This is a genomic window from Bifidobacterium dolichotidis (assembly GCF_003951975.1).
GTDB classification, from domain to species: domain Bacteria; phylum Actinomycetota; class Actinomycetes; order Actinomycetales; family Bifidobacteriaceae; genus Bifidobacterium; species Bifidobacterium dolichotidis.
In genome coordinates, this window is the sequence record NZ_QXGM01000002.1 from 76,624 (window position 1) to 97,654 (window position 21,031).

The 21,031-nt window shown below is 51.6% G+C and carries 16 protein-coding genes and 1 tRNA gene; 3 read left to right on the forward strand and 14 right to left on the reverse strand.

Annotation, left to right across the window (positions count from 1 at the left end; genetic code table 11):
- Positions 1-259: 259 nt before the first annotated feature.
- On the forward strand, positions 260-925 hold the full coding sequence (locus D2E26_RS04235) for a Pr6Pr family membrane protein (protein ID WP_125963476.1): 666 nt from the start codon (positions 260-262) through the stop codon (positions 923-925).
- 123 nt (positions 926-1,048) lie between these two features.
- Here D2E26_RS04235 and D2E26_RS04240 read toward each other — a convergent pair whose 3' ends face one another.
- From D2E26_RS04240 to D2E26_RS04280, 9 genes are all read right to left on the reverse strand, one after another.
- The gene (locus D2E26_RS04240; protein ID WP_125963477.1) at positions 1,049-1,822 is read right to left on the reverse strand and encodes an SDR family oxidoreductase; all 774 of its coding nucleotides are present in this window, start codon (positions 1,820-1,822) and stop codon (positions 1,049-1,051) included.
- A gap of 302 nt (positions 1,823-2,124) precedes the next feature.
- The gene (gene fucO / locus D2E26_RS04245) at positions 2,125-3,276 is read right to left on the reverse strand and encodes a lactaldehyde reductase (RefSeq protein WP_125963478.1); all 1,152 of its coding nucleotides are present in this window, start codon (positions 3,274-3,276) and stop codon (positions 2,125-2,127) included.
- Between the two features lie 385 nt (positions 3,277-3,661).
- A complete protein-coding gene (tuf, locus tag D2E26_RS04250; protein WP_125963479.1) occupies positions 3,662-4,861 on the reverse strand; it encodes an elongation factor Tu in 1,200 nt (399 codons plus the stop codon).
- A 243-nt stretch (positions 4,862-5,104) separates the two neighbouring features.
- Entirely contained in the window at positions 5,105-7,234 is a 2,130-nt protein-coding gene (gene fusA, locus D2E26_RS04255; protein WP_125963480.1) for an elongation factor G, read from the reverse strand.
- A 45-nt stretch (positions 7,235-7,279) separates the two neighbouring features.
- A complete protein-coding gene (gene rpsG / locus D2E26_RS04260; protein WP_006294989.1) occupies positions 7,280-7,750 on the reverse strand; it encodes a 30S ribosomal protein S7 in 471 nt (156 codons plus the stop codon).
- A 5-nt stretch (positions 7,751-7,755) separates the two neighbouring features.
- Complete coding sequence (gene rpsL, locus D2E26_RS04265) at positions 7,756-8,127, reverse strand: 30S ribosomal protein S12 (protein WP_006294990.1); 372 nt, start codon at positions 8,125-8,127, stop codon at positions 7,756-7,758.
- A gap of 561 nt (positions 8,128-8,688) precedes the next feature.
- Positions 8,689-9,939, reverse strand: coding sequence for an MFS transporter (locus D2E26_RS04270; RefSeq protein ID WP_125963481.1), 1,251 nt, complete (start codon positions 9,937-9,939; stop codon positions 8,689-8,691).
- A gap of 192 nt (positions 9,940-10,131) precedes the next feature.
- Positions 10,132-10,974, reverse strand: a complete 843-nt coding sequence (locus D2E26_RS04275; protein WP_241218897.1) for a carbohydrate kinase family protein — start codon at positions 10,972-10,974, stop codon at positions 10,132-10,134.
- 228 nt (positions 10,975-11,202) lie between these two features.
- Positions 11,203-12,402: an ROK family transcriptional regulator gene (locus D2E26_RS04280; RefSeq protein WP_125963483.1), complete on the reverse strand. Its 1,200-nt coding sequence runs from the start codon at positions 12,400-12,402 to the stop codon at positions 11,203-11,205.
- A gap of 874 nt (positions 12,403-13,276) precedes the next feature.
- Here D2E26_RS04280 and D2E26_RS04285 point away from each other — a divergent pair.
- Positions 13,277-13,352, forward strand: a tRNA-His gene (locus D2E26_RS04285).
- A 240-nt stretch (positions 13,353-13,592) separates the two neighbouring features.
- Here the strand turns inward: D2E26_RS04285 and D2E26_RS04290 are convergent.
- Complete coding sequence (locus tag D2E26_RS04290; RefSeq protein WP_125963484.1) at positions 13,593-14,930, reverse strand: N-acetylglucosamine-6-phosphate deacetylase; 1,338 nt, start codon at positions 14,928-14,930, stop codon at positions 13,593-13,595.
- Positions 14,931-14,938: 8 nt separating this feature from the next.
- Positions 14,939-15,754: a glucosamine-6-phosphate deaminase gene (nagB, locus tag D2E26_RS04295; RefSeq protein WP_125963485.1), complete on the reverse strand. Its 816-nt coding sequence runs from the start codon at positions 15,752-15,754 to the stop codon at positions 14,939-14,941.
- Between the two features lie 250 nt (positions 15,755-16,004).
- Between nagB and D2E26_RS04300 the strand changes: the two genes are divergently transcribed.
- On the forward strand, positions 16,005-17,153 hold the full coding sequence (locus tag D2E26_RS04300) for an ROK family transcriptional regulator (RefSeq protein WP_125963486.1): 1,149 nt from the start codon (positions 16,005-16,007) through the stop codon (positions 17,151-17,153).
- A 180-nt stretch (positions 17,154-17,333) separates the two neighbouring features.
- On the opposite strand, the gene D2E26_RS04305 is transcribed toward D2E26_RS04300, so the two are convergent.
- The 3 genes from D2E26_RS04305 to D2E26_RS04315 are packed head-to-tail and all read right to left on the reverse strand — an operon-like array spanning position 17,334 to position 21,008.
- Entirely contained in the window at positions 17,334-18,281 is a 948-nt protein-coding gene (locus D2E26_RS04305) for an ROK family protein (RefSeq protein WP_125963905.1), read from the reverse strand.
- Between the two features lie 2 nt (positions 18,282-18,283).
- Positions 18,284-19,933 (reverse strand): galactose-1-phosphate uridylyltransferase, encoded by a 1,650-nt coding sequence (locus tag D2E26_RS04310; protein ID WP_125963487.1) that lies wholly within the window; start codon positions 19,931-19,933, stop codon positions 18,284-18,286.
- A gap of 4 nt (positions 19,934-19,937) precedes the next feature.
- Positions 19,938-21,008: a phosphotransferase enzyme family protein gene (locus tag D2E26_RS04315; protein WP_125963488.1), complete on the reverse strand. Its 1,071-nt coding sequence runs from the start codon at positions 21,006-21,008 to the stop codon at positions 19,938-19,940.
- Between the last annotated feature and the right edge of the window lie 23 nt (positions 21,009-21,031).

Below are 21,031 nucleotides of genomic sequence, written 5' to 3' on the forward strand. Positions count from 1 at the left end.
TCTTAACCATGAAATGCGCTCCGTTGCGCAAAGAGATTTTGAATATCTCTCTCATGAACTCGAGGCCATATTATCGCTGCAGCACAACTAAGTAGTGCACTGCGGCATGTAACCCCGTTATGACTTTCGAATCGTGCAAATACACAAAACTGACAGCTTATCCAACAACCACACACGATTTTTGTATGAAGCTCCAATGCAGCACCCATACCGACCCCGTACGATGACGAACGAAACATCCACTCAAGAAAGGACTCTTATGTCCACGAGCCGCACTGCACAGCTTATTGTGCAAAGTGCTTATGTATCGCTGGGAATTATTGCCACACTCGGCAGCCTCGGCCTCTACAAAGCTTCATTCGATGCCACGTTCTACACGTATTTCACGAATCTTTCGAACTACTTATGCTTGATCGTTATGTTCGTGGAGCTGGTGCGCACGGCTCGTAGTAAATCCGACGGTTACGTCACCTTCTCACCGAAGTTCAAATTCATTTGCGTTGTCGCCATTTTGTTGACGGGCCTCGTCTACAACTTCATTCTCGCTGGCGCACCCGATCGCGATCCGATGAGTAACTACGAAGTCACGAGCATCCTGTTCCACACGGTACTACCTATTCTGTTCACGCTCGACTGGCTGCTGTTCTTCCGCCACGGCGCCGTCACGTGGGCTACCCCGCTTATTTCCGCGGTATTCCCACTCGCCTATGTGGCATTCGTCTTTATCCGTGCAGCACTGTTCCCGTCTGCTCAAAATTTATTTCCGTATTTCTTCCTTGACCCTTCGCAGCAAGGAGTCAATGGCATCCTGACATGGATTGGCGTGCTGTTGGTCGGTTTCATTGTTTTGGGCTATGTACTGATGGCGATTGACCACAGTATTGCTAAGCATGCAGTGAAAGCTCGTGTGCTTGCTACGTATTAATCACACTGTTCTATAAACAAATCCCTCCACTTCTGTACTGGTTAATCAGTAAGAACTGGAGGGATTTTCTGTAGTACCACACGAATCGTTATCTGACCGAATCTGTAGTACTACTCACGTTTATTACATGGCCGTGTAGCCACCATCAACTGGCAGAATAACACCGTTCACATAGGTGCTTGCAGGTGCTGCAAGGAAAATTGCTGCCGAATCGAGTTCGCCTTCTTTGCCATAGCGAGCTTCAGGAATCATCTGCTTCGCATACTGCTGGAAGAAGTCAGAATCCAGTGTTTCCTGCGTCAATGGCGTGTAGAAATAACCTGGGCAGATAGCGTTCACCGTAATACCCTTGTCGCCCCATTCCGAAGCCAGAGCACGCGTCAGATTAACGACACCACCCTTGGCTGCATGGTATGGCGATGCTGGAGCGATCTTATTACCCACCAAGCCATACATCGAAGCGATGTTAATAATACGACCATAGCCTACAGGAATCATGGCCTGCTTAGCCACTTCACGTGCCATACGGAAGGTACCGAACAGATCAATTTGCATCTCGTTTTCGAACTGTGCATCGGTAATATCTTCTGCTGGTGCAACAGCGCCAGTGCCTGCATTGTTAATCAGAATGTCAATGCGACCGAATTCATCCATCACGGTCTGTACTGCTGCTTCAACTGCTGCAGTATCGGTGATATCGCAAGCAACACCAATCGCCTTAACATTATGCTTGCTTGCGATGTCTGCTGCTACTTCATCAATCAGTTGCTTACGACGTGCGAGTGCCACAATATTGGCGCCCTGCGAAGCGAGTGCGTTAGCCATTTGCACGCCAAGACCGGTCGAGCAACCAGTAACGATAGCGGTCTGTCCGCTCAGATCAAAATAGTTGGTCATACTACTCCTTTGTCAGTAGATTGCTCGCCATGATAACAGCTCTCGATTGTGCTACTCCCAAGAAAACCGCAATACGGGATAAATGGCACTATTGCACGGATTATCTACCGTGTAGGGGGTTTAGAATTCTCAACGTAAGTATCAATAACAATGCACCCCAATGCTGTATCAGAATTGGGGTGCAATGAGTTTGCACAGTATGCTGCATGGTCATCGTCACCGCAAGAGCCTTAAAAACCAATCCACTTCTAGAAGAATTCACTTTCAAGGCTCTTACGCCGTATGCCATTACAGTCTGTGTACTACATCAATGATTTATACAGTTCGAAGATTTCTTCTTCAGTGGCTTGACGCGGATTTCCCGGTGTGCAGACATCATGGAATGCATCATGAGCAAGTGCTGGCAGATCGCTTTCTGTTGCACCAACTTCGCTAATCTTCGTTGGATTGCCAAGATTTCGTGTCAGCTGAGCTACTGCTGCAACGGCTTCGTCGCGAACATGTTCCAGATCACCCGTATATGCATCAGCTACACCAAACGCATCGGCAATATCGCGATACTTCTCACCGCTATAATCCTTATTGAATTCCATAACAGGAGCAAGCAGAATACCGTTCGCAACACCATGAGCCACACCAAGCTGGCCACCCAATGGATGAGCCATACCATGTACCAGACCAAGACCCACATTGGAATAGCTCATACCCGTAATGTACGAAGCATATGCCATCTGCTCACCTGCATCTTTATCACCTTCCACGCTTTTCGCGAGGTTCTGTGCAATCATGCGAATGGTCTGCATTGACAACGCATCAGAAAGACTCCATGCGCCTGGTGTAATCACACTTTCAATAGCATGTGTTAACGCATCCAGACCCGTAGCCACCTTCAGGCTGCGTGGCATGCTATCGGTCAGATCTGGATCAACAAACGCTACTACTGGAATATCATGTGGATCAACGGCTACGAACTTGCGCTTATTTGCCGTATCAGTCACCACATAATTAATCGTGGTCTCCGATGCGGTTCCAGCCGTGGTTGGTACACCGAAAATTGGCACGCTTGGATGCTTCGTATCAGCTACGCCTTCGAGCGATAATACGTCTGCAAACTCAGGATTGGCCACAATAATGCCAATACCCTTGCACGTATCCTGTGGGCTACCGCCGCCAAGACCAATTAAGAAATCAGCACCAGAGGCCTTGAACTCTTCAACACCATGCTGAATATTTTCCACCGGTGGGTTTGGCTGAACGTCGTCGTAAATCGTGTATGGAATGCCAGCTGCATCAAGTACATCGGTCACACGATTCACGGTGCCGTTCTCAACAAGTACTGGATCGGTCACAATAAATGCTTTGGTAAAGCCTCGGGACAGCGCTTCATCAGCAATTTTTTGAATCGCTCCCCTGCCGAAATATGCAGTCTGGTTAAAAATCATACGATATACCATGTGGCGATGCTCCTTTGCTATCGTCTGCGTTGTGGTTATGCATTGTATGTATTTCCATCGTTGGAAATAATGCCGCTGTAATAAACAGCTACCACTCACTCTAATAAAACCAACTCGGCTCGCACAAGACTCTTATCAGAGAGCAATCAACCTATGGAATATTGAAGTGCGAAAGAGGCACTTTTCAGAAATCAAGAGTATTACAAGAAAACAGCAGCAGAACAGAACGAAACCTGAATCGAATCAGCAATTCAGGTCAAATGAACAGATCTCAAAACCAGATCTCGAAACGGTTCGGTAGAACAACAAAAAGCTCCCAAACCCAAACGGGTTCAGGAGCTTTTGTACAGCGCTACTCTAGCGTGTCAGACTTGTCTGAATGAAATCAGGCAATGATCTTGGTGACACGGCCCGAGCCGACGGTGTGGCCACCCTCGCGGACTGCGAAGGTCAGGCCCTCTTCCATAGCGATTGGCTGGATCAGCTCAACCGAGAAGGTTGCGTGATCGCCAGGCTGGACCATCTCGACGCCTTCTGGCAGCGTGATAACGCCGGTGACGTCGGTGGTGCGGAAGTAGAACTGTGGACGGTAGTTCGAGAAGAATGGCGAGTGACGGCCGCCTTCGTCCTTCGTCAGGACGTAGACTTCGCCTTCGAACTTGGTGTGAGGCGTCACGGAGCCTGGAGCTGCGACGACCTGGCCACGCTCGACATCCGTACGGCCAAGACCGCGGAGCAGCAGACCGGTGTTATCGCCAGCCTCGCACTCATCCATCTGCTTGTGGAAGGTCTCGATGGAGGTGACGGTGGTGGACTGGGTTGGACGAATACCAACGATTTCCACAGCGGTGTTGATAGGCAGACGGCCACGCTCAACACGGCCGGTGACAACCGTACCACGACCGGAGATCGTGAAGACATCCTCGATTGGCATCAAGAATGGCTTGTCGAGATCGTGCGTTGGGGTTGGGATGTACTCATCAACGTAGTTCATGAGTTCCTTGACGGACTCAACCCACTTCTCGTGATCTGGAGCGTCATCGTGCAGAGCGCCGTAAGCGGAAGTGTGCACGACTGGGCAGTCACGATCGAAGCCGTTCTCGTCGAGGAGGTCGCGGACCTCTTCTTCGACGAGCTCGATGAGCTCCTCATCCTCGACCATATCGCACTTGTTCAGAGCGACGAGGATCTTTGGAACGCCCACCTGACGAGCGAGCAGAACGTGCTCGCGGGTCTGAGCCATAGGACCGTCGGTAGCAGCCACAACGAGGATAGCGCCATCCATCTGTGCAGCACCGGTGATCATGTTCTTCACGAAGTCGGCGTGGCCTGGGCAGTCGACGTGTGCGTAGTGACGCTTCTCGGTCTGGTACTCGATGTGAGCAATGTTGATCGTGATACCACGCTGCTGCTCTTCTGGAGCGGCATCGATCTGGTTGAAGTCGTATGCAGGGTTGATGTCAGGGTATTCCTCGTGGAGCACCTTGGAGATGGCTGCGGTCAGGGTCGTCTTACCGTGATCGACGTGGCCGATGGTACCAATGTTAACGTGCGGCTTAGTACGCTCGTACTTTTCCTTTGCCATGTGTTTCTGTCCTCCTGGACGTTTCTCGTGTAGTTGGAGCTTCGTCGCTGCTTGCGCAGTCCTGAAGCTATTGCTACATAATTACTGGGTTTCTGGGTTGTCGCCACTTGAAGAGCCCGAACCCAGTCAGCGCTTCAGAATAGTAGCGCTGACTGGAGACGTTGTCTACTTCATCTATGTGTCTGTGAAGACACATTCACATAAACCCCCGACTAAAGGGCTTATGCGGGGCGACGCACGTGATCACTCGCCGCGCTGAGCCTTGATGATCTCGTCGGCCACTGCCTTTGGAACCTCTGCGTAGGAATCCATCTGCATCGTGAACATTGCACGACCCTGAGTCTTGGAACGCAGATCGCCAATGTAGCCGAACATTTCGCTCAGTGGGACCTTAGCGTCGATGACCTTAACGCCGGTAGCGTCGTTCATCGACTGGATGGAACCACGGCGGGAGTTGAGGTCGCCCATGACATCGCCCATGTACTCTTCTGGAGTACGGACCTCGACAGCCATGATTGGCTCGAGGATAACAGGCTTTGCCTTTGGAGCAGCCTCCTTGAAGGCCATGGAGCCAGCGATCTTGAAGGCCATTTCCGAGGAATCGACATCGTGGACCTGACCGTCGACGACGGTAGCCTTGACGCCAACCACAGGGAAGCCTGCGAGAATACCGGATTCCATTGCTTCCTGCACACCAGCATCGATCGAAGGGATGAATTCCTTCGTGATGTGGCCGCCGGTGACCTCGTTTGCGAACTCGTAAACTTCGCCGTCCTCGGTATCGAGTGGCTCGAAGTTCATGAGAACCTTTGCGAACTGGCCGGAACCACCGGTCTGCTTCTTGTGCGTGTATTCCTGACCCATGACGGCCTTGCGGATCGTCTCGCGGTATGCCACCTGTGGCTTACCAACGTTGCAATCCACCTTGAACTCACGGCGCATACGGTCAACGATGATGTCGAGCTGCAGCTCGCCCATGCCGGAGATCAGCGTCTGGCCGGACTCTTCATCGGTCTTGACCTGGAACGTTGGATCCTCGTCGGACAGCTTAGCCAGTGCAAGGCTCATCTTCTCCTGATCAGCCTTGGTCTTTGGCTCCACAGCCACCTCGATCACAGGATCTGGGAACGTCATGGACTCAAGCGAGATTGGGTGCTTTTCGTCGCACAGCGTGTCACCCGTGGTCACGTTCTTCAGACCGACGAACGTGTAGATGTTGCCGGCTTCAGCGGACTCGACTGGGTTCTCCTTGTCAGCGTGCATCTGGAAGATCTTGCCGACGCGTTCCTTCTTGCCCTTCGTGGAATCGAGCACGTTGTCGCCTGGCTTGACAGCGCCGGAGTAAACGCGCACGAACACGAGCTTGCCATAGAATGGGTGGGTCGAGATCTTGAAGACGAGTGCCGAGAATGGATCATCCATAGTTGGCTTACGATCGATTTCGATCGACTCATCAGATGGGTCGAAGCCCTTGATCGAAGGCACGTCCTCTGGGGATGGCAGGTAATCGACAACAGCATCCAGCATTGGCTGAACACCCTTATCCTTGAATGCCGAACCGCACAGAACTGGGTATGCCTGGCGGGTGATCGTCAGAGTACGGATACCGTTGCGGATCTCGTTCTCAGTCAGTTCACCGGACTCGAGGTACTTCTCGAGCAGCTCTTCGTCAGATTCTGCAACCTGATCAAGCAGCTGCGAACGGTACTCCTCAGCACGATCCTTGAGATCCTCTGGGATCTCGACGGTGTCGTAGTGAGCACCCATATCGTCCTTGACGTCGTTCCAGACGTATGCCTTCATGCGGATCAGATCCACAACGCCAGCGAACTCGTTCTCAGCGCCGATTGGCAGCTGGACGACGAGTGGCGTTGCACCGAGCTTCTGCTTGATCGTGTCGACCGAGTAGTAGAAGTCAGCGCCGAGCTTATCCATCTTGTTGATGAAGCAGATACGTGGAACGCCGTACTTATCAGCCTGGCGCCACACGGTCTCAGACTGTGGCTCCACGCCTTCCTTACCATCGAACACTGCGACAGCGCCATCAAGCACACGCAGCGAACGCTCGACCTCAGCCGTGAAGTCCACGTGGCCTGGCGTATCGATGATGTTGATCTGGTACTTGTCGTCCACATCGTGGGTCTGACGGTTCCAGAAGCAGGTCGTAGCAGCGGACTGAATAGTAATACCGCGCTCCTGCTCCTGAGCCATGAAGTCCATCGTCGAAGCGCCATCGTGCGTTTCGCCGATCTTGTAGTTCTTACCGGTGTAGTACAGAATACGCTCGGTAGTAGTGGTCTTACCAGCATCGATGTGAGCCATGATGCCGATATTGCGAACCTGGTGGAGGTCCGTAAGCACGTCCTGTGCCATTACTTTATCCTTAGCTCTTTAGTGCGAGTAATTTCCCGCTGTTAATTACCAGCGGTAGTGAGCGAAGGCCTTGTTAGCCTCAGCCATCTTGTGGGTGTCCTCGCGACGCTTCACAGAAGCGCCCAGGCCGTTGGATGCGTCGAGAATCTCGTTAGCGAGACGCTCAGCCATCGTCTTCTCACGACGAGCGCGCGAGAAGTCGGTCAGCCAGCGCAGCGACAGAGTGTTTGCGCGGTTTGGCTTAACCTCGACTGGCACCTGGTAGGTTGCGCCACCGACGCGGCGGGAACGAACCTCGAGCGATGGACGAATGTTGTCCAGTGCGCGCTTCAGCACGGCCACTGGTTCCTGATCCGTCTTCTCCTTGACCATATCGAGAGCCGAGTAAACGATGTCCTCAGCGATCGACTTCTTGCCGTCAAGCAGAATCTTGTTGATGAGCTGTGCCACCACGGTCGAACCGTAGATTGGATCCGGCAGCAGCTGGTGTTTCTTTGCGGGTCCCTTGCGTGACATATCTCTTACTTCGCCTTCTTTGCTCCATACAGGGAACGACCCTGCTTACGGTCCTTAACGCCCTGGGTATCGAGTGCGCCACGAACGATGTGGTAACGCACACCTGGCAGATCCTTAACACGGCCGCCGCGCACGAGCACGATGGAGTGCTCCTGCAGGTTGTGGCCCTCACCTGGGATGTAAGCGGTCACTTCGACGCCGGAGCTCAGGCGAACACGAGCCACCTTACGCAGAGCCGAGTTTGGCTTCTTTGGGGTGGTGGTGTAAACACGGGTGCAAACGCCGCGGCGCAGCGGGCTGCCCTTAAGAGCCAAAGTCTTAGACTTCTTTGGCTTTGCCTTGCGTCCTTTACGGACAAGCTGTTCAATAGTAGGCAACTTGAATTCTCCGATTCAGTGGTTTCTATTCTCTTTAGTGGAGCCGCCGCACTGCAGCTACCGTTCCCAACTGAATCAGCCACGCGGTTATTCCCGCATGTTGCCTCTCAAGAAAGAAAAACAATAAGCCACTGTCCACCGGCCCGATGGCCTCCTCACCTAACACTGCAGCATTACTGCCCGTGCTTCAAACGGCTTGAAGGATATCCCAACGCGCGCTTCTGTTACATAAGATGCGCCGCTGGCACACACGAATTACTAGTATACGCATGCGCAGGACATTGGCAACAGTTTTGTGTTGGAGAAATTCAGAGTCTTATCAACTGACTTATGTGCGTAAATATGTACGCAAAAAGATCAAGGAACTACTGAGTTCTCTCCCCTGTCTAATCCTCTATCTGTTCCCTATATATAAGGACACTTTCTGTAACCCTGTTATGTGTGCAAAAACAAGAATCCCATTGCTATTCGTGTGAGTTACGAATCAGCAATGGGATTCTGTTCTGTCATGAGAAATAGATCAGAAATCAGAAATTATTGAGAAACCCAAGAGGGAGATTCTCAAGCCTTGTGATGCTCCAGAGCGCGGTAAGCGAAGCCCATAACGAGCACGTACAGGCAGCCGACTGCCATAACGAGCACGGCACCAAGCTGGCCCATGGCATCTGCTGCAGCACCCATAATTGGAGGGAAGATTGCGCCACCGATGAGGCCCATCAGCATCAGACCAGAAACCTCGTTCTGGCGATCTGGACGGTACATCAGAGCGTGAGACAGGAACAGCGAGAAGACGTTCGAGTTACCGAAACCGACGAGCACAACTGCAACCCAGAACAGCCAAACTGGAGGGTTCGATGGCGACATGGCGAAGATAGCGAACGACAGAGCGGACAGCACCATAATGACACCGCAAATACGCAGGCCAAGCTTGTTGCTGATGCGGGACAGTGCGAAGCTACCAACGAAGCAGCCGACCATACGAGCCACGAAGTAGACCATCGTTGCCGAAGTTGCCACGGTCAGAGCGATATCGGTGTGCTCCATCAAAATACGTGGAGCCTGGGCATTAATACCAACATCAACGCCAACGTGAGCCATAATACCGAGGAAGCACAGGAACACAATACGATCCGAGAACAGCAGCTTGAAGCAGCGACCGATAGTCGTGGAACCGTTATCTGGAGCTGGTTCTTCAATGCGATCGAATGCGAGCCACACGTAAGAGATAATGCCGACGATCAGGTAGATGACGAACAGAATCCACCACATACCGTTCAGGTGGCTAAAGCCCCAGGCAGCAATATATGGTGCGAACAGCGAAGCGAAAGCCTTGACGAACTGGCCAGTCGTCAGTGTGGAAGCGAGGCGGTCACCGGTGACAAACACAGTCATCAATGGGTTCAGCGAAACCTGCATGAACGTGTTACCAATGCCGAGGAATGCGAACGAAGCCACGATGAAGCCGAGTCGCACACCGCCAGTGCACAGCGTGTAGCCAATAATTGGCAGTGCCATTGCCACAAGCGTGACAAGAATAGAAATCAGAACGGTACGACGACGACCGATCTTGTTCATGAGCACGCCCGTTGGCACTGACAGAATCAGGAACCAGAAGAACACCATTGTGGTGAACAAGTTGGCCGTTCCGTTAGAAAGGCTGAACTCGCCTTGCACGTAGTTCGTTGCCGTACCAACGAGGTCAACGAAGCCCATAACGAAGAAGGCCAGCATAACTGGTGCAATGCGTGCCAGGCTCATCTTCGACTTTGCCGATGAGGCGGCAGCTACAGGCTCTTGCGAACTTGTACTCATGATGTCAATCTCCTTTGATGTATTCATCGATGTTCAACAATGAAGTATGAAGTTATAGGAATGAAGTATGCAGTTGTGGTTGTTCAGTTCCGAACCTGAAACTGAACTGATTGATAAAAGTTGAGGAGAAACTTGCGCCAGCCAAGAGGGACGGAAAAGCTGACGCAAGTTTGCACGAGGGTAAGTCTTGTGTTACTCAGCCAAGTAGTTTGGGATCTCGGTTGGGTATGCAGGCCAGGCGCCATTCTGCGTGCAGACATAAGCTGCGGTGTTCACTGCCTTAGCGTGAGCTTCGGCAAGCGAGTCGCCGAGCAGCGTACGTGCTGTGAACGTACCCGAGAACGAATCTCCTGCGCCGACCGTATCAGCAACTTCAACGTGAGGGGTCTTCAGTGTTGAAGTCTCGCCCGAACGCGAGAAGATCGTCGAGAACGAAGCACCTGCCGTCAGAATGACGTAGTCAAGGTCGTACTGCTTCATGAACCAGTTGCAAGCCTCAGCATCCGAAGCGTTACGAATGTTGAACAGATCGCGCAGCAACAGCAGCTCAGCATCATTAATCTTGAACACGGTTGCGTAGCCCAGCAGCTCTTCAATCAGTTCCTTCGAGTAGTGATCACCACGCAGGTTGATATCGAAGAAGCGCATTGCCGTTTCCTTGGACTGCTTGAGCAGCTCAACAATCGTGTCGTGCGATTCTGGGGAACGCAGTGCGAGCGTGCCGTAGCAAATGGCATCTGCCTCGCGCACAGCGTTAATCAGTTCCTTCGTGTACAGCAGATGATCCCAAGCTACGCCGCGCACGATCGTGTACTCAGGAATACCTTCCTTGAGGGCCACTTCCACCGTGCCGGTTGGCCATGCGTTGCGCTGCACAATCGTGTGAATGCCAGCATTCTTTGCGCGGCACACCAGCTCATCACCGAGCTCGTCCTCGCCGACTGCACTAATTGCCGTCGACTTCGTGCCGTTCTTCATGGCGTGGTATGCGAAGTTTACTGGAGCACCACCAGCACGCTTGCCCGATGGCAGCATGTCCCAGAGCAGCTCGCCGAGAGCCAGCACGTTTGGCGTGTGCTCAGCAGTTTCGCATTTGCAGTCTGTAGAAGTTTGGGTAGCATCTGCTGCGTTCTGTGGGGTTTCAGCTTGGTTCATCAATGGACCGCACCTCCTTGTGTGGTTTCGTTAAGTTAATTCATACATTAACACCGTTAATGCATTAACGTAAGAAACGGCGTGTCGTCAAGTCGTTGGTTTCAAAAACTACAGGACGTCCACAAACTCAGAAGGGTTGGAAAGTAGCTGTTCTATGGCCACTGCAGCGGCGCCTCTTGCGGTTGCATCGTTCTCTGGACCAGTTATTTGGATTTCTGTGGCTGCAGCTAATTCCGGTAGAACACGTTCATTGACTACCTTCTGTACAGCGGATAGCAATAAATCACCACCACCGGCCACAATGTCGCCGATCATAATGCGCTTAGGATTGAATGCATTAATAATCGAAACAGCGCCATAGCCCACATACGTACCAATACGCTGCACTAAATCAATGGCCTCACTATTACCCGAGAATGCCAGGTGGAACAGCATTTCACATACAGCACGATGTGTCAGATTCTCAGAATCCTCAATAAGACCAAGCTTGTTCACTTCATTATGAATAGCAACTGCTGAGCAATAGCACTCGAGGCAACCATGGTTACCGCATTCACACAGCGGACCATCGTAATCAATGCTGACGTGACCAATTTCGGTTGCAGCACCGAGCTCGCCATTAATCGTGTCATCGCCATCAATAACGCCGAGGCCAACACCTTCGCCGATCAGGTAGTACGCAAGATGACGGTTCGTATGCTCGGAATCAAACAGACGGAAGGCTAATGCGCCAGCACGAGCGTCCTGTTCAATGACGACTGGTACACGGAATGCATGCGAGAACTCATCAATGAAGTTCACCGAACGCCATTCCTGCATGGACGAGACCATAGCCGTGCGACCCGTTCGACGTAGATATGGACCTGGCACTGCCATGCCGATTGCAGCAATACGAGCATCGGCGCGAATCATGGCGTTGAGCTTGGCACGCACTGATTCCACCGCTTCTGGGATCTGTCGGTGATCGATAGCTGTTATTTCTGACATCTCGAGTTCATTGCCAGCCAGATCAAACAAACCAATACGAATAAGCGTACGTGCGAATTTAACGCTAGCAATATGGAATGCATGCGTATTCAGACGAATACCAATTGAACGGCGACGATCCTTACCTTCAAGATCGCCTGTTTCTTCAATCAGACCAGATTCAAGAAGCTTGGCAGTAATTTTGGTAATGGCTGCAGGCGTTAATTCAAGAGCTTTTGCAATATTGGCGCGTGACACAGTGCCATTACGGAATAGGTAATGCAATACACGAGAACGGTTGTGTTCTGAGAGCGTTGCCTGAGAAATTTGCCTGCGTGCCATAATGCCTTCCGCTCTATGCAGCGCTATTGCTGCTGTAATGACCAGTCATTGTCATCGTTAATACTAGTCGTTCTTACTAAAAATTAGTTCGTTGCATAAAAAGAGGGCGATCCGGAGTGTCTAGGATGTTCCGGATCGCCCTCTCGTCTTACTCTCCTCGGACTACCTGCCTCGGGGAGCGCGCTATTTGAATTCACCATTCACATAATTCAATTCTTCAAATAGCGCCCTTCCAACCTCGTCTCTCATCAGCTTCTGCTGTAGCAGTTTCTTCAAGAGGTAATTGCCGCCGCACGATTGCCTCTATAAGAAACCTCTTGAATTATTTGAGGGATGTTTATGATCTACCAGTCCCCCTGAGTTGATATCTAGCAACTGACGCTAGCTAGCTGCTGTTGTGCAGCTACATCATTCATCCGCTCCATCACTATCTTTTTCTATCGCATCCACATCATGCACACATTGATTAACCACCACCTGTGGATGCGTTGCATTACATAACCTGTTCGATTATTGCTATTTCACTTCTATTGTGAGCTACCTCACAGCTCAACTTCGGTATTACTACTTATTAATTCCCTCACCCACATGGTGAGCCTTTATGTAATGCGCCTTTGCTCTACACCCCCTAGTATAACCACTTCAAACCATATGCCAAATAACAACACGCATCATTTTTCTTGAGATTCCGCACTAATGAGCACATTTCATGTTCACATGAACAGGTTTTGCTCTATACCCCCTACTTATTGCTAAACCATCGAACACCTGAGAAATAAACCCCCGTACGCGACACGCCGATGACACACGTACGCAAGAAGTGGTGTATAGTCATCGTTTGTTGTCGCAAGTCAGCAATGATTTGAAACACATGGTGGATATAGCTCAGTTGGTAGAGCACCTGATTGTGGTTCAGGAGGTCGCGCGTTCGAGCCGCGTTATCCACCCCATCGAAAACCCGCTGTTAAAGCGGGTTTTGTTGTATCTAGACACAGTATGGTGAACCCACTGTTGTTGTTCTTTTCTTCAGATCGCAAGAGCAGAAATACAAATCCTCTACTACTGCAGATCAATATTTCGAAAAAAGAAACGGACTGCAGAACACCCAACAATTGTTAGATATTCTGCAGCCCGATCTGTAGAACCCCGCGGACGCAAGTCAACCACATAACAGCTTGCGCCCGCGATTATTAGGCGCGCGGTATGGAGTGACCCGCGCACCACACTTGTTCAACCTGCCACGTGGCAGCATTCAGCAGTAGCACGTCCGCAGCGTATGAAGGACGCAGCAAACCCAGCGGCTGCTTCGTAATACTGTTCGGCTTATCAAGGCCCAGCGCACGTGCAGGAGCGAGCGTGGCCGCCTCCACAGCATGCGCAGCGTTGAAACCAAGCTCAAGCACGGCTCGTTGCACGGCATGCTCAAGTAACAATGTCGAACCGGCAATTGCACCGTTCGATACAAGTCGGGCATGACCGTCTACAACGTTGACGTCGAGCTCGCCGAGCTTGTACTGGCCGTCTGGGCAATCCGTGGCAGCCATAGCGTCAGTGACGAATACGATGCGATGCGGCGCGAAATTCCAGCCCATGCGGATCACAGGATTTTGCACGTGGAAGCCGTCGTTAATGAGCTCAATTGAAACGCGTTCATCTTCAACGGCCGCAGGAATTGGCCCAGGTTCGCGATGATGAATGCCGTTCATAGCATCGAACATGTGCGTCATAATGCGGGCGCCGGCGTCGAATGCGCGTACAGCAGTTGCATAATCGGCGTCACAGTGGCCCACGGCTGGCACAACACCGGCATTAGCAAGCTGATAAATAGCAAGCAAGCCATGTGGTAACTCTGGCGCAATAGTGATCTGACGCAGGCTCCCCTGCGCGGCGTCGAGCAGCTTTTGCACGGCTTCTGGCGTGGAATCAATTAAGCAGTTTGGATCATGCGCACCCTTACGCGACAGCGCCAGGAATGGGCCTTCCAAATGCGAGCCAAGCACATCAGCACGGCGCTGCATTACGCTGTGCACGGTTTGCAGATTGCGGCACATAACGTCGAGCGGATTCGTAATCAGGCTCAGTACCTGGCGCGTTGTGCCATGCACCATATGGCCTGCACGGGCCATAACAATGCCTTGATCACCATCATCAAACGAGTTACCCCATGAGCCATGCGCATGAATATCGATGTAGCCAGGCGTCATAATGCGCATCTGAGCATCAATAATCTGATCTGGCTGAACATGTGCTGTTGCAATAGCGACTGCAAGCTCGTGATCGGCGGCGATCATGCGCTCCACTGTTGTTTCAGCACTCGCCTGTTCGTTCAGTGTGCCAACAGCCGTAATCGAAGTACCATCGCTGACGAGCCATGCGTGATCCGTGACGCCATTGGCATCGATTTTGCGCGCATTGACTATGGCAAACGGCTGTGCCTCTTCTTGCAAGGTGTGATCAATAGCCTGGGCGAGCTGTTGACGCTGTGCCAGAATTGCTGCCGGTGACTCTGCCTGATATTGCTCAGTCATTATGCACCTCAGATTCCCTGCCATGCTGGCTTGTGCTCGAATGCATAGCGGTAGTAATCCTTGTGACGCAGCCTCGAAGCAGCGGCTTCGTCAACAATAACCGTGGCATGCGGATGCATTTGCAGTGCCGATGCTGGGCAGAACGACGAGACACCACGTTCAACGGTTTCTTCAATCGCTTCAGCCTTGGCATCGCCGAATGCCAACAGAATCAGATGGCGCGCTTTAAGAATGGTGCCAATACCCTGCGTAATGCAATGCGTTGGCACTTGTTCAACATCGTTATTGAAGAAGCGCGCGTTATCGATACGCGTTTGCTCGGCAAGCGTTTTAATACGAGTGCCACTAACCAAGCTTGAACCTGGCTCATTAAAACCAACATGACCGTCGGTACCGATGCCAAGAATTTGCACATCAATACCACCAGCATCGGCAATCATCTGGTCATAGTTAGGGCCGGCTGCAGCCATAGCTTCGCCGTTATCATTCAAGGCCATGCCATGCAGTACATCCCCCGGCACATGCACCTTGGCAGGATCAAGTCCGAGCGGCTCAGTTACCGTGCGGTGGATCGTGCTGTGATACGACTCTGGATGATCGAGTGGCAAACCGATATATTCATCCAGAGCAAAGCCTTGCACTTGGCTCATATCGAGCTGCTGCTCGCGAACACGCTCAGCGAGTGCACCATAGGCAGCCAATGGGCTCGAACCCGTTGCCAAACCTAAAACTGCATCTGGTTTGCGTGCAATAAGCTGGGCCACACAGTTGGCGTAGATTTGTGCAGCCTCGTGCTCATTTTGGACAATAATGACTTCGGTCATAGCCGGTCCTTTCGTATGCAATTGGTATGCAATGCAATGCAGCTTCTGCGGCTGCTGCGCAAGACTCACGTCGTTGTTAGTGCGCTTGTATTATGCGAATTCCAAGGCTCCATCGCCTTACATTCGCTCTATTTGTTAATAATACTTACATAAATAGATTAGCGCCACTTTTCGGCGTTTTGATACACCCTAAGACATAGTCATACCCTATAATGAAAAGTACGTTATCGTTCTAGGTAAAGGGGAATCTATGTCCGCACTAGCTCCACGCGCGTCACTGCCAATTGTGATGAGCAATGCAGTGAAGGCCAGTCCCTCGGATGTTCGTCGCAAGAATCGTGCACTTATTTTTTCATTGCTCTTCCCTGATCATCAGTATTCGCGAGCTGAGCTCGGTCGCTTAACTGGATTGAGTCGTGTTGCTGTTTCTGACGTGATTAGTGACATGATTGATGAGGGTCTTGTTGTAGAAGGTGGCACCGAAAGCAGCGCTTCCGGTAAGGGTAAGCCAGCCACACTGTTAGTGCTGGATACCACGCGCACGCGCACAATCAGCATTGATTTATCGCAAGATCAGCTCATTCAATGTGCTGCGACTGACATTCTGGGTCGTCCTTCTCATCGCATGGAAGTCACGCTTGGCCCTGATAACAAAGTCAACCTTGATGCGATTGTGCAGCTCGTTGAGCAAATGCGCGCTGAGCTGCCTGATGATCATGACATTATCGGCATTGGTGTTGCCTGCCCTGGTGCCCTCAAGGATGGCGTTGTGCTCGAGTCAACGCAGCTAGGTTGGAAAAACGTTGATTTAGCAGCGTTGCTGGAGAGCCGTTTCCATATTCCAGTAACACTGGTGAACGATTCGGTTGCTGCTATGACGGCTGAACGCTATTTCGGCCAAGCTGGACCTAATTTGCTGTTCGTTAAGAATGACAAAGGTATTGGCTCAGCGGTGCTTATTAATGATGAAGCCGTTATTGGCGATAATCATGCCGCTGGTGAGATTGGCCATATTTCGCTTGATCCTGTCAATGGTCCACTCTGCCCTTGTGGTAAGCGTGGCTGTATGGAGATGCTGCTCTCGGCAAGTGCATTACGTGAGCAATTGCACGATCTCGATTCGATTCAGCAGCGCACGCAAATTGTTGCTGATGCTGGCCGCCAATTCGCATCGGCGCTGGCTATGCCAATTGGTTTGCTCGATATTAGCGATGTATGCGTGTATGGCCCAGCCGACATTATTAACACCACGTTCCTCGAGACTGCGCAGGAACAGTTCGACGCTATGGCTCGTTCGCAGTTCCATGCACGCACTGTAATTCGTCGCTGCCAGCTCGGTGCCGATATCAGCTTGCGCGGTGCCGCCATTGAAGCCGTTCGCGCATATATTGTGCACTAATACAGCAATGTATTAATGCAGCAGTGCAGTAATGCCATAACGCACTCATAAACAGTGCACTCATACAACACTTCGTTACAAACAGCAGTTGGGCGTACATCTCATCACCGAGGTGTACGCCCAACTTGGTTGTTGACCTTGCACAGGATTAAGCAACTCTGCTTACTGTACTTCTCCTTTCTAGACTCGAGCAGCCAGTGCTGCTCCTATGGCACCAGTTGGTTCGTCTGCAGGTGCGAGCTTCAGTCGCGCTGGTAACTGCAGACTTTCGAGGAATGCACAATTCGCCGCACGCGCACTTAATTCCTCACTCATGGCGTCAAGTAATGGTTGACCCGTTCGTGCCATGCCACCGCCCACAATAATCGTGTTCGGATCAACGGCTTGGGCCACAATTTGTACCGCATCGCCCAAAGCATGCTTTACTTTGGCGAGTACGCGTTGTGCTGCAGGTTCTCCTGCTCGAGCACGCGCAATCAGGTCTGGCATTGGTGGTCGGCCATCGTCGGTTGGCCACAGTTGTGCTACAGCCGATCCCGAGCACACTGTTTCAAGGCAGCCACGCTGACCGCATGGGCATTCGAAGCGGTTTGGATCGATTGGAATATGGCCAATTTCTCCAGCTGATCCGCTTGCGCCGTGCATAATACGACCGTTATTAATAAGTCCAACAGCCAGTCCCGTGCCGAGGTTCAAGAAAGCAATGGCTTCTTCATCCTCGTGCAAAACTGCCGCCGCTCCAACTGCTGCAGCGTTCACATCGTTTTCTACGTGCACTGGAATGCCGCCAAGTTGTGCGCTGACTTGGTCGGCTAAATCAAGTTCAACAATGTCTAAGTTGACAACGTGTCCGACCTGACCGGTTTTCCAGTCGACTTGTCCTGGAATACCGATGCCCACTTGCGCAACGTCGTCCCAGTGATCGGCGCCAACGGTGCGTGCCAATGTTGCAATATCTTCTACAACAAGATCCGCTCCCCTGCGTGCAGGCACGCGTGCTATGGCCAGCACTTGTGCCGCGTCGTCAAGTAATACGGCTTCTATTTTGGTGCCGCCAACATCAACGCCAATCATGTAGCGCTGCGTAGGGTTTGCGTTTGCTGCTGAGTTGTATTGCTGTGATTGCATCATTACACCTCCGCTTGTTGTAGGAACGCCTCAGTTTCACGCACATCTGGGAACACGGCTGTGTTGCGCAGAATGCGTGTGCAGATGGAACCGAGCTCGTCACGCATGGCAACGCGCACCGATTGCTCATCAGTTGCACCCTGAAGGAGTTGTTGTGTTTCTTCAAAAACCATATGGAATTCAGCCAAATGCTGTGGTAGTGCTGCACCTTGACACAGCGCTTGTTCCAGTTCACCAAGTTGCGTAATAAGTCGGCCTGGCAACACGAATAATCCTTGTGCCTCAATTAAGCCAATTGGCTCTTGCTTAATTGGCCAGAACTCTTCATGTGCATGGAAAATGCCTTGCGGATGTTCCTCAGAAACCGCGTTATTACGCAGAATCAAACTCAGTTCATACCCATGATCGGTGGCGATTACCGTTGGCGAGACAGCGGATTGACGATTGCCCTGTGCATCATGGCTTGCAATATGCAGGGCTGCGTTATCATACTGTTCCCAAGCCAAACGAATACGATCAGCAATAGCAACGAGTGCATCACGATCCGTTGAGGTCAATCGCATAGCCGTTCCAGGCCAATCCAGTACAGCAATCGAGACTCGCGAATCAACGGCTGATGCACGTTCATGAACTGCTGCCGCATGGTGCATTGGCATCTGTTCGCCGCCACCTTGGTAATGGTCATGCGCAAGTACGGAGCCGCCAATACGAGGCAATGCTGCATTGCATCCCAAGAAGAAATCTGGGAATCGATCAACAAAATCAAGCAGCTTTCTGAACGTTGAACGATCAACATGCATTGGCGTGTGCTGCATATTGACGCAAATACCATGCTCATGGAAATACCCATATGGCGAGTACTGCCAGAACCATGGTTCACCATCGAGCTCAACAGGAATCGTGCGCAGCGTGCGCTTATTGCGTGCAGCAAAGCCTTCATTGGCATGGCAAATCGTGCATGCGGGATATCCACCTTGCACACTATTGCCTTGACCGGCACTAGCCATTGTTTTGAATTCAGGCTTTGCGGCATTAATTGTCACAATCAGCCCATGCGATCCAAAGCGAGGATTCTTCGCCAACTGGCCACCATGCACATAACCGTTGTGTAAACCGAAGTCATACAACCAATGCATGGCCTCCATAGCAGAATGCTGCTGCTCTTGTTCAGCAAACAGCTGCTGCACACGCGATGGCACAGGGCTTACAGTGTTCAACAATGCATCAGCGAGCGCCGCATCGTCATAATGTTCCGCTAATCCAGCACAACGAATTGACGTAATGGCATTGCGCAGCAACGCATCAACATCATTACCAGCATCACTATGGCACTGTGCCCCATGCTTACAAGCAACTGCACTATCACTAGGCTTCTGTGCATCTTCCTTACGTGCGGGAAATACATTATTCGTTGCATCTACCTTATGTGCGGAAGATGCAGGGTACGCTGTGCCTGCCTTACGTGCGGGAGTACTCGCATCACCCATGTCTGCTGTACGTGCAGATGATGGGATATAGCCAGAGAAGCCGATGAGTTCGATGAGGCGATTACGCGTGTAGTCTTCATCGGATGCATCGAGATAGAGGTGCTGACGCGCATAGGTTATGAATGCGTCAATGCTGGCGCTTACTGATTCGTTGTGCTGGATCATCTTGTCACATCCTTTGATTGACAATCTGAGCAACGGTGTCTTGCATAAATGCCTGGTGTCGTTCCATATCGGCAAGTAATGCAATTTGCGTATGCGCACGTACCAAGTTGTGCTCTGGATACTTCGTGGCGAAATAGGTATCGCCGTCTAAGTAGTCCGCAAGGAATCGCATACCGCATTCGAACGTCATCATGCGAGCGCCTCGAGCGAACAGTTCCACTTCGGCAGGTGTCACACTATTGCGAAGTGGTTTCAGAAATCCTTGAGCATATGCAGTGAACAGCAGCGGGCTAAATGCAACTTTGCTGACGTCAGGCTCGTCTTCAAGAGCCGTGGACGCACCAAAGCGGATCGAATCACCGAAATCGTAGAGCATACTGCCTGGCATAACGGTGTCAAGATCGATAACAGCGCGGGCTGCACCGGTCTCGGCGTCCATCAAAATGTTGTTGAGCTTCGTGTCGTTATGAGTCACACGTAACGGCACGGTACCTTCGGCGAGCGCGTCCACAATAATCGGAGCGTCGGCTTCGCGACTTAAGTAGAACTCAATTTCTGATTGCACTTGAGCGGCACGACCAGCACGGTCGAGTTCTACGGACTGTTTGAAGTCGGCAAAACGCTTTGGTGTGTTATGGAAGTCAGAAATAGTTTCGGTTAATTGGCTGGCGTCGAACTCGGCGAGATCACGCTGGAACTTACCAAAGGCCTCTCCTGTTGCGCCGAAAATTGCGGGATCATCGGTCAGATTGTAGGAACGCGTACCTTCGATGAAGCGGTACACGCGCCATGGGTGACCGTTGAGCTCGGCATAGCTTGTACCTTCTTGCGTTGGCACGAGGTCAAGCGTCTCCTGGCCGCGATCGCGCAGGAACTGAGTGACGAGTTCAATATTGCGCATCAGTGCACGCGTATCTGGGAACACATGTGTATTCATGTGCTGCAGAATGTAGCGTGCTTGATCGGTGGTGATCAGATACGTGGTGTTGATGTGTCCGTCGCCATAGGGCTCAACTGACTGGATATGCCCGTCGAGTTGGAACAGCGAGGCTGCTTGCATGGCTGGGCTGGCCATAGCATCTCCTTCCAATAGTCAAC